10 protein-coding genes are annotated in these 9,328 nt (G+C 34.9%); 7 read left to right on the top strand and 3 right to left on the bottom strand.

The genetic code is table 11. From position 1 onward, the window contains the following. Positions 1-1,056: 1,056 nt before the first annotated feature. The gene (locus NKR74_RS23875; protein WP_253631225.1) at positions 1,057-1,476 is read right to left on the bottom strand and encodes a hypothetical protein; all 420 of its coding nucleotides are present in this window, start codon (positions 1,474-1,476) and stop codon (positions 1,057-1,059) included. A gap of 170 nt (positions 1,477-1,646) precedes the next feature. Here NKR74_RS23875 and NKR74_RS23870 point away from each other — a divergent pair, with 170 nt between their 5' ends. Beyond that, entirely contained in the window at positions 1,647-2,258 is a 612-nt protein-coding gene (locus tag NKR74_RS23870) for a TetR/AcrR family transcriptional regulator (protein ID WP_253631224.1), read from the top strand. A gap of 413 nt (positions 2,259-2,671) precedes the next feature. Further along, positions 2,672-3,109, top strand: coding sequence for a hypothetical protein (locus NKR74_RS23865; protein WP_253631223.1), 438 nt, complete (start codon positions 2,672-2,674; stop codon positions 3,107-3,109). Between the two features lie 411 nt (positions 3,110-3,520). Here the strand turns inward: NKR74_RS23865 and NKR74_RS23860 are convergent, their stop codons facing one another. After that, on the bottom strand, positions 3,521-3,637 hold the full coding sequence (locus tag NKR74_RS23860; RefSeq protein ID WP_253631222.1) for a YjcZ family sporulation protein: 117 nt from the start codon (positions 3,635-3,637) through the stop codon (positions 3,521-3,523). A 157-nt stretch (positions 3,638-3,794) separates the two neighbouring features. On the opposite strand from NKR74_RS23860, the gene NKR74_RS23855 reads away from it, so the two are divergent. Both NKR74_RS23855 and NKR74_RS23850 read left to right on the top strand, forming a co-directional pair. Continuing rightward, positions 3,795-4,001 (top strand): hypothetical protein, encoded by a 207-nt coding sequence (locus NKR74_RS23855; protein ID WP_253631221.1) that lies wholly within the window; start codon positions 3,795-3,797, stop codon positions 3,999-4,001. Between the two features lie 58 nt (positions 4,002-4,059). Continuing rightward, positions 4,060-4,581, top strand: a complete 522-nt coding sequence (locus NKR74_RS23850; RefSeq protein WP_253631220.1) for a DUF3967 domain-containing protein — start codon at positions 4,060-4,062, stop codon at positions 4,579-4,581. 89 nt (positions 4,582-4,670) lie between these two features. Here the strand turns inward: NKR74_RS23850 and NKR74_RS23845 are convergent, their stop codons facing one another. Next, positions 4,671-5,090 (bottom strand): SH3 domain-containing protein, encoded by a 420-nt coding sequence (locus NKR74_RS23845; protein WP_253631219.1) that lies wholly within the window; start codon positions 5,088-5,090, stop codon positions 4,671-4,673. 558 nt (positions 5,091-5,648) lie between these two features. On the opposite strand from NKR74_RS23845, the gene NKR74_RS23840 reads away from it, so the two are divergent. The 3 genes from NKR74_RS23840 (at position 5,649) to NKR74_RS23830 (ending at position 9,250) form a co-directional block, all read left to right on the top strand. After that, positions 5,649-7,115 carry a plasmid recombination protein gene (locus NKR74_RS23840; protein WP_253631218.1) on the top strand — a complete coding sequence of 489 codons (1,467 nt, stop codon included), beginning with the start codon at positions 5,649-5,651 and terminating at the stop codon, positions 7,113-7,115. A gap of 222 nt (positions 7,116-7,337) precedes the next feature. Continuing rightward, on the top strand, positions 7,338-7,988 hold the full coding sequence (locus NKR74_RS23835; protein WP_253631217.1) for a MarR family transcriptional regulator: 651 nt from the start codon (positions 7,338-7,340) through the stop codon (positions 7,986-7,988). Between the two features lie 665 nt (positions 7,989-8,653). Continuing rightward, positions 8,654-9,250 carry a peptidase inhibitor family I36 protein gene (locus NKR74_RS23830; RefSeq protein ID WP_253631216.1) on the top strand — a complete coding sequence of 199 codons (597 nt, stop codon included), beginning with the start codon at positions 8,654-8,656 and terminating at the stop codon, positions 9,248-9,250. Positions 9,251-9,328: the final 78 nt, after the last annotated feature.

Raw genomic sequence — 9,328 nt, 5'->3', positions numbered from 1 at the left:
CCAGCATTTCGGAAAAAAACCATGCTAAGCAAAAAATAAAATAAGCCATCTATATGGACAGCTCATTCACATAATTATCGTTCTCGGAAGTTGCTTTTATAATGCCTAGTGACAGGGTTGCTGTCTATAGCACGAACCCTGTCACTAGGTCTTTTATGCTACTTGTTTAATTCAAACTCATGATGGGCTACCCCAACAGATAACTTTTACTGTAGATGTAGTTCGAGCTTTAATATAAAGTCGATGTTGATATCCATTTGCACTATATTTACTAAGAGTATAAGGTGTTGGATTTGTATTGGTGTATTTTAATAGAGCTGGTAAGGTCCCACCACTATGAGCTTTGTAATTCCACTGACCGTTATAATACTGTAAGTAAACAATCTCAACTGCTCCAGTAAGGTTTGTCACTCTTACACTCTGACTTATATATCGGTAAGGAGTTGAACACGGAAAACTATACTTATCTGTACCTTTATTTGTGATTTTACATTTTTTAGGTGTTAAAAAAAATTAACACCTCATATCTTATAAACCCTTGATATTACTGATTTTTTTCACTTTGCTCTTCTCACTCTTATATATATAGCTAAAAGTTCCGCAAGGAACGGGTCGTATTTTTGAGAAAAACACTCAAAAATCTCCACCCTCGAAATAAAAAAGTCGGTTCGTTTATCCTCACCTAAAGGCTAACGCCTTTTCTTTTTGATTTTGTCCTTGCAAAACTTTTTTCGGCTCGATTTGCTTTTATTGCCAAACCGACAGACAAAACGCAAGCTAATGGTTTTTGACTTGGATTCGCAAGTATACGAGCCGAACCGCCTAAATCAATCGTTCAAAAATTGTTCTTATTCCATATATTGATACGTTTAATACGTGGGGTTTCGTCCCCACACGACGAGCCAGCACTCTAGCCAAAACGCAAATTGTAGACCAAAGATCAAAAATACTTCTAAAACAATGCTTTACTCTGCAACCTATCAGCTCGATCTTTACTATCCTTCATTTTAGCCTTTATGAATTAATCCCAGGTTCTTTTTTCATTTGATTAGTGAATTAATCAAAAAAGATTATACGCATCGTACTGCTAGACCTTGATTTAGCAAAAAATTCCGCTTCATTTCCTCCATCAACAAAGCCACCAATATTTCTAAAAATCCCACATTCTCCTCGTGCTAAATATCTTACTCCTACATAATCATTATAACTATCAGGATCGTACTCCCATAATTCAACTTTTAACTTACCAGCTGGACCCACGTAAGAATCCCGACAAATCTTATAATCTCCACCAGTAGAGGCATACACATGACTTTCAGCACCATTAGAATAAAGCGTTTCTTCTCCTAAGTAATCCCACCCAGAACTAAAAGCTTCACTAAAAGGTTCTATGGTGTTTGCAAATGTAGAAGAAGGGATCAACAATGCTAACAACGTCGTTACGAATGCGGCGATACTCATTTTAAACTTTTTCATTCTCATTCCTCCTATTTTATCCAACATAAACGTGTTTTTTTCAAAATGTGGTGAGATCCCTATAAGTATTATTTTTTAATACTAACTAGTCGGTATTAATCAATTTATTATATGATGAAGAATGTGTTACTATTAATTAAATATTCAGTCTTTTTAAAAAGGAGGTTGCTATGGGAATTTATCATCAGAAACAATCAGAAAACACCATCAACAAATTAATGCAATCAGGAATTAATTTGTTTTCTAAACAAGGCTATTCTAGTACAAGTGTTGATCAAATTGTGAAACATGCTGGTTACTCTAAAGGTGCTTTCTATGTTCATTTTTCCAATAAAGAGGAGTTTTTGCTAAAACTGATAAAAGAAGGAATTGATTTTTATTTTGAAGATTTAAAGGAAGCTCTTACTCGAAAAGAGTGTGATTTACTAAGTAAGTTTAAGGAATACTCTTTGCGTTTAGTAAATGAAGCTTATGAAAAAGGATCTTCTCCCATGCTTCTCCAAGGATGTATGATATCTAATCAATTACCTCTAATAAAAGAAAAGCTTATTCTCCAAATGGAAGAATGGAGATCATTCCTTACACATTTTTTTCAGAGAATGAAAGACGAAGGTATAATCGGAAGTCCATTAGATGCCAGAACTTTAGCAACAACAAGTATGGCTATTTTTAATGGATTTAATTTGCAACATTTTGTAGACAATCGAATTCAAATACAGGACATGCTAAATGTTTTTGTTGAACTACTTCAAATCCAAGAACCTAATAAAAAAGATGAATAAGAGTATTGTGTTAATTGAATTTTGTAACTGTATTCATGTGAGGTTAACATAAGGTACTATTATCGGGATTCAATGTATTTAGAAGACTATTAAAAGTCCTCTAGATTGTTTAACTGGAGGACTTTCGTGTTCACATAATTATCGTTATCGGTAGCAAGGAAAATGGACAAACATTTGATGTGATTAGGTTTGTCCATTTTTTCTTTTTATCATGTTATTGAAGATAGTAAAAAACATAAGTTACCAATTTATTTATTTTAGATGTCATTTTATATTGATATCTTTTTTTATTAGTATTTAAATTACTTATTTCAACATTCCAATTATTCCAATTTAAGGGAAAATATTACATTTTTATCTATTTATCTGTAAAATATTTAAGGATGTTAATACTTAGAGAGGTGGGATTCTCATTGAAGAAAATATTTTCTAAAGTAAAAGGTTTAGTAATTACTGGTGGATTATCTATTGCTTTGTTGGGATTTTTTGCTCCTCAGGCACATGCAGATGGATTCTATTCTTTTGCTACTGAAGATGGTGCTTGGGATGGATACCTCACACCTACAACTTCGTATGTTCATGGTCAAGTAAAACTACTAAGTTTGAGTAAAGTAAATCGTAGTAATAATGTTGCTGAAAGGTATTATAGTCCAGCTCCATTAAGTATTCGACTTTGTAAATCTTCATATAATTGTACACTGTGGAAAAGTTTTCAGTTGAATGACGCTGGAGAGTATACTGCTCTGTTTTATGACCTAACACCTGGAGTTACATACAAGGTGGATATTAGAGATAGTTGGTCTAATTACTATTTTAAGGGGAAAATTTATGCGTCCCGAGTTCGTTGGTAATTAATAATGCTTGTTATTAATAAATGGAGTACAGTTTGTTAGCACTAGTCACAAGGTATAGAAAAAGAGATAATAATTGTATATGTGGATTAATTTATAAGAAAGGTTCTCTTCTTTATAGAGAGCCTTTTTATATGTATATTCTATACATGTTCGGTTAACATAACGTAACATTATGGGAAGCAAGGAAAACGGACAAACCTTTGATACAATTAGGTTTGTCCGTTTTCTCTTTTTATGATGGTATACATGTTTTTATACATTCTTATTGTGGCGCGTCTTTTGGCATTTCGATCATTCCCTATGTTTCCTTATTTTTTGCATAAAATCTTGTATATTTTTATTACTAGGGGTCCCGTCCACATTTTAATAAAAAAAGACACTCAAATAGGGTGCCTTTTTTTAGCAGCATCAGCAGAAGCCACCGCCTCCAAAACAACTACAACCAATTATGATTAATAAAATAAACAATACAATCAGTAAGGCGAAGCCGCCACCGAAGCCACCACAACCAGCTCCAAAGCCCATGGATATTTTCCTCCTTTGGTAAGGAGCCAAACAATGGGGGTTGCTTTTAGATATTCCGGCGGATTTACATTACATTATGTGCTATATAGAACTAAAGAGTGCATGTATATAAAAAAAGTCAACTCAGCAATGATAGTTATGACTCGAGGGGAATGCATTGAAAAGAGCAGCTATCAAAAGTGAACTGCTCATCCTTGGAGATGGAAAAGTAGGTCTACAAGATGTGATTTCTAGGGGTAGCTTGTTTGTAGTATGTAAAGATGGTGAAATAGTATGCGGGGAGAAGTATCAATTCAATAAGAAAAGACACTCGATAATTGAAAACTCATCTTTAAATTTAAAAAAGAAGGTGTTACCTTTTTAAAGAAGGAAAACACTACATAGCAACTGAAGAACAGCTTAGAACAGAGGGAGGACAAAATATGGCTCAAACTTATTGGGGATCTGAGGTAGCCAAGAACTTAGGGATTGGCTCAAGTACTTTGCGTAAATATTGCCTTGCCCTGGAGGAAGCCGGGTATCCTTTCGAGCGCGGCAATAATAATTCTAGAATTTTTTATCATAAAGATGTAGCAACTATAGAACGGCTAGTAACAGCTATGAACAAGAAGAACGTAACACTAGAACAGGCTATAAATCTAGCAATGACAAGTGTTGAAGAAAATGAGATAGCAACTGTTGCTACAGATAGCGTAGCAGATACAGAACACATAAAAACATTAACAGAACGTATAGAACGATTAGAACAACTCAATTTAGAGTTAATTCAAAGATTGGATCAACAAAGTAAACTTTTACAGGAAACTGATGCTCAAAGAATAATAAGAGAAGAACAAAGAGACATTCAATTAATGCAAGTATTAAGAGAAATACAAGATAGCAAGCGCCTAATAGCAGCTTCAGAACAGAAGAAATCATTTTGGAGTCGCCTATTTAGTAAATAAATTAGAATTCTTTTTTAACAAGTAAAGAATCGAAAAACCAATAATTTCCAAAAGAAATGCGCCTTCTATTTTAAGAAGGCGCATTTCTTTTATTTGTTGTAGGAAATATATGATGGATCATAATAAATCCATTGATCTCCACCTAAATTTAACCAGCCGTTAAACACTTTGTATACAGCGTATTGTGTAATCGCATCTGTTTTATTCAGTTGTTTCACAACATCATAATTTTTACTTGGGCCTTTTCGAACATTGACTCCGATTCCTTGAATAGTTGCAATACCAGGCGGGTCTACTTTTTCTGTATTTTTCAAAAATTTTATATACGATTTATCGTAATATATCCACTCATTGTTTCCTTCTAACTCAAGCCAACCATGTTGTTCTTGCGATACTAAAAATGTGTCAGGTTGATTTACTTGTCTAATTTTTTGATACCCAAGACCTGGGCCTGTCCGTACATTGATTTTCAATCCTTGTATATATACTCTACCAATTGATACTGTCATATGTCATCCTCCTTCCTTATAATAGAATTCACTGATAGATTATGCGAGAAAGAGAGAAAGTGTACCTTATAATTTGTATATTAGGTTTATATAAATAACCCTGTCATTAGGCTTTACATGAGAGATGTAATTTGGGAGAGGAAGAATAAGCGGTAAGTGTCAATGGTAAGCGGACTTTCATGGTTCAGCGGTTTGTGCTGATCCATGAAAGGAGCATTAAGGAATTGACACGTACGACTGATTTTCCATCCTCTTGGAAGTTCCTCAAAACGAATCGTTTTGGGGACGCCAACCGGCGAGGGAGCCCCTCAAGGATTGAGGGGTTGGGGAGTTTGATTAATGGGGTCTGGGGAAGAGTTCCCCGGCAGGTTTGGACAGAGTCCAAGGTCTTGTTTTTGCCATGCTATGCATGGCTCGGCGAAGCCGAAGAGCGTCGCAGACCCCTATCGATTTTGATGCGTAGCGTCAAAATACGTATAGGGTTACGTTAATTGACACAATTTCGTCGCCTTGCTAGACTTATTGTATCAATTACTCTAGGGGAAGTGGTGGAACTTTATGTTGTTCTCTATTTCATTTAATCAATCTCACCAAAGTTCATTGAGTCATAATAACAGGGAAAACATTCATGGGAATCCTGGCATCGATCCATCCAGGTTAGATGAGAATATTTACTTTGTTCAAAAGGACATCCGAAGTGTATACAAGGATGTCTTCCAAGGAGCAATGGACAAATATAACGAGAAACAAAAACGGAATGACCGTAAGATTAAGGACTACTATGACAAAATACATAAAGATGAAAAGACACATGAGCAGCGAGAACTCGTTGTAGGAATTGGGGAAGGAAAAGACGACCCAAAGTATAGGGAAGCCAAAAAGGAAGCGCTAAAACAGTATGCTGAAGCGTTTCAAGAGCGAAATCCAAATCTAGCAGTCTATAACATGGTTTTACATGATGATGAAGCAAATCCGCATTTACATATTAACTATGTACCGAATTTCGAAAGTAGTCGAGGATTAACGAGGCGTGTCGGAATGGATAGAGCCTTGCAACAACAAGGCGTAGAAGGAAAAGGAACGGAACTAATTGCGAATTGGAGAACACTAGAAACGGCTTATATTGAGGAATTAGCAAAAGAGCATATTTCTGATTTTGAGAGGGCAAATGTGGGGTCTCATAAGTACATGAAAGTCCGTCAGTACAAGGAATATGCAGAAACGAAATCGGCTGTTGAAAATCAAGTGCAAAAACAAGAAACGCAGTTGCGAGTGATTAATCATCATGTAGAAAATGCTGAAGAAAAAGCAAAAGAATTACAGATGGTGAAAGAGAATATGGAAAGCGATGTACTTGATAAGTACAAAGAATTAGAGACAGTGAAACAACAAGTAGAGAGTGAAAGTGAAAAGCTGGAGTTGATTGGCCAGCGTTATTTAGAATTAGAAAAAATGGTAAAACAACAACAGGAAGAATTAGATAGTGCTATGGATCAAGTGCCAAATGAAGCTGTTGTGATTCCGTTTTTGCGTAGAGAAGTAATAACAGAAGTACAGGATAAAATGTTTGGGAAAGCTGAAATTACGAAGAAAAAGACAAGAAATTATGTATTATCACCAGAACAATATCAAGAATTCACACAACAAGTGAATGCAGCAGTTATGATAAAAAAAGATTATGAGCGTTTGAGAGAAACAGATTTTGTGAAAGAGAATGAGAGTTTAAAGGTGCATGCAGAGGGGTGGATGGAAGAAAATCGAACATTGAAACGAGAAAAAAGTCAGTTGCAAAAAGAAGTTGGTGTATTAAATAAGGAAATCAGCTCATTAAAAGCTCATATAAGGGGGTTACAGACGAATATAAGGGTTTTGTATGAACAAACGAAAAAAGTCTTAAAAGATCAATTTCAGACGTTTAGAGGGATTATCAAAAATGAATTGGATAATAAAGGCGTAGATAATCATTTTGAGCGTGAACATAAGAAAGAAATGAGCAGATATCAAAATTTTGATATGGAAAGATAGGCGTGAATAATGGTGGAAAAGAGAATTGATTTTTAACAGATGGAAACCTTTAGTAACGTATTTCATGTTATTATAAAGAAAGACGTATAAACGAGAAAAACCGCCCAAGCTTTGGTCGGCGAGGCGGTTTTTCATAATAAGGTTGGAATCAACCAATATATATTCTATATACATTCTAACATATAAAAGTTGATTCCTTCCACTAAGGGAGAGAATTATTTTATGCCAAAAGTTGTAGATTTTGGACAAGCTGAAAAAAAAGCGAAAATAAGAGATAGTAAGATTGATAGTATTTATGATCAGTTGCAAGCCGGTGGTTATTCAGAAGAAGAGAAAGCAATGCTTTTACAGTTATTAAGTAAGGCGACTGGTGGAGAAGAATATTTTATTGCAAAAAAGAAAAAGCCAACAGATCGGGTGAGGTTTGTGCAAATTATTATGGATAATTACAATTACCTGAGTGAAATTAATTATTTAACTACAGCTGAAAAAGCGTTTCTAATGGATTTAATACCTTATGTTGAATTTAAAACGAATATTTTGGTTGAAAGAATAAGTAAAGAAAGTGAATTTGACTCTGATAGTGCAACGCCTAGTTATCTTGCTAGAAAGTTAAATAGAACTAGAGGGAAAGTATCAGAGTTAATGAATGGTTTAATGAAAAAAGGATTATTAGCAGTTGCAGAAACTGGAACAACTACAGAAGATGGTCGTATTTGTACAAGTCGTACATGGTTTGTAAATCCAAATATTATGTGTTGTTCTCCAAAAGATGGAGTAGATAAAGCAACTCAAAAAATCTTTAAAAAATCACTTAAAAATTTTGTAACTGAAGATGGTAAAAAACATAAGTTACCAATTTATTTATTTTAGATGTCATTTTATATTGACATCTTTTTTTTTATTATATTTTCCATTTTTTAGGTGTTCCTTTTTGGGTACACAGGTGTTCCTTTTTGGGTACACCCTATATCTTATAAACCCTTGCTATTACTGACTTTCTTCACTTTGCTCTTCTCACTCTTATATATAGGGCTAAAAGTTCCGCAAGGAACAGGTAGTATTTTTGAGCAAAGAACGCTCAAAAATCTCCACCTTGTCCGCTTTGCTCCCTCCTTGCAAAACTTTTTTCGGCTGGTTTTTAGTTTTCGCCAAGCCGAACAGACCAAAAACGGGGATTTAGATTGCTCGACTTGGACTAGCAATTGTACCAGCCGAACCACCCAGTTCTATCGATTTAAGCAATCAGCTTTTTCTATATGTAGTTACGTTAAGTTCGTGGGGTTTAGTCCCCACACGACTAGCCAGCACTCACACCCAAAAACAAGGAGAAACATCGAAAAGAAAGGAACTCTCTTTGTCTGAAATTATAATTTGCTGTACTTTTATTGGGAATTTTATACATATAAAGAAGCCCTAATTAATAATAATTAAGGGGTACGGAAATGATTCGAGGAATGAAGGTAACACTTAAATTCCTTATGAATTAAGCCTATTTTCCTTTTTTGGGGATAGGAAACCATCTAGGAGGGATTTTCTTGAAGAAAATAGTTATTACATTACTGACTTTTGTTTTGGCGATCATTCCTATTACTGCTTTTGCTGATACGACATCAACTTCAGTTTCAAAACAAACGCCTTCAACACAGAGTATGGTTCAATTAAAAGACTTGCCTGTTATGATTGATGGTGTTAAATATGCACAAGATGATTCGCATGTAAAGAATGTAACTCAGTTTGTTTTCGATGACGCTGCAAAAGCAGAGGGAGTAGTCTATGGGTTTACAAATCAAGACCGTTTAAATAATCATTTGCAGAGTGCTGTTGTTGAGCGTAAAAAGGATACTAAGAACAATACGATTACAGCCCAAGCTGTTTATTATAATTCGTATTTTTATCAACATTCTAATTACGGAGGGAGTTACTTCGGAGCTTCTAGTAATATTAGTTATGTCGGATCAACTTGGAACGACAAAATCTCTTCGTTGAAGGCGGGTTACAATCATAACTGGACAGTTATGTGTTGGGATAGTAACTACAGAGGGGCAAGATTCTGGGTGCAATCGGGTATCAATGTTAGCTATGTCGGATCAACTTGGAACGATAAGGCGTCTTCTATCTTCTTTACTAATTAGACTGAAGGAATAACCATATTTTTTGTGAGAATCTTGCTTATGCAGGATTCTTTTTTGTTGTTTGTTTCAGGGGTACCA

The organism is Bacillus sp. 3103sda1 (assembly GCF_024159135.1).
Classification (GTDB): domain Bacteria; phylum Bacillota; class Bacilli; order Bacillales; family Bacillaceae_G; genus Bacillus_A; species Bacillus_A rhizoplanae.
Note: the sequence above shows the minus strand (reverse complement) of the source record. Positions and strands in the feature narration are given on the sequence as shown.

Bases quoted from the DNA above. Each gene is read 5' to 3' on its own strand.
- NKR74_RS23875 (WP_253631225.1), bottom strand. From the start codon at position 1,476: ATGAAAAAGTTTAAAATGAGTATCGCCGCATTCGTAACGACGTTGTTA.
- NKR74_RS23870 (WP_253631224.1), top strand. From the start codon at position 1,647: ATGGGAATTTATCATCAGAAACAATCAGAAAACACCATCAACAAATTA.
- NKR74_RS23860 (WP_253631222.1), bottom strand. From the start codon at position 3,637: ATGGGCTTTGGAGCTGGTTGTGGTGGCTTCGGTGGCGGCTTCGCCTTA.
- NKR74_RS23850 (WP_253631220.1), top strand. From the start codon at position 4,060: ATGGCTCAAACTTATTGGGGATCTGAGGTAGCCAAGAACTTAGGGATT.
- NKR74_RS23845 (WP_253631219.1), bottom strand. From the start codon at position 5,090: ATGACAGTATCAATTGGTAGAGTATATATACAAGGATTGAAAATCAAT.
- NKR74_RS23840 (WP_253631218.1), top strand. From the start codon at position 5,649: ATGTTGTTCTCTATTTCATTTAATCAATCTCACCAAAGTTCATTGAGT.
- NKR74_RS23835 (WP_253631217.1), top strand. From the start codon at position 7,338: ATGCCAAAAGTTGTAGATTTTGGACAAGCTGAAAAAAAAGCGAAAATA.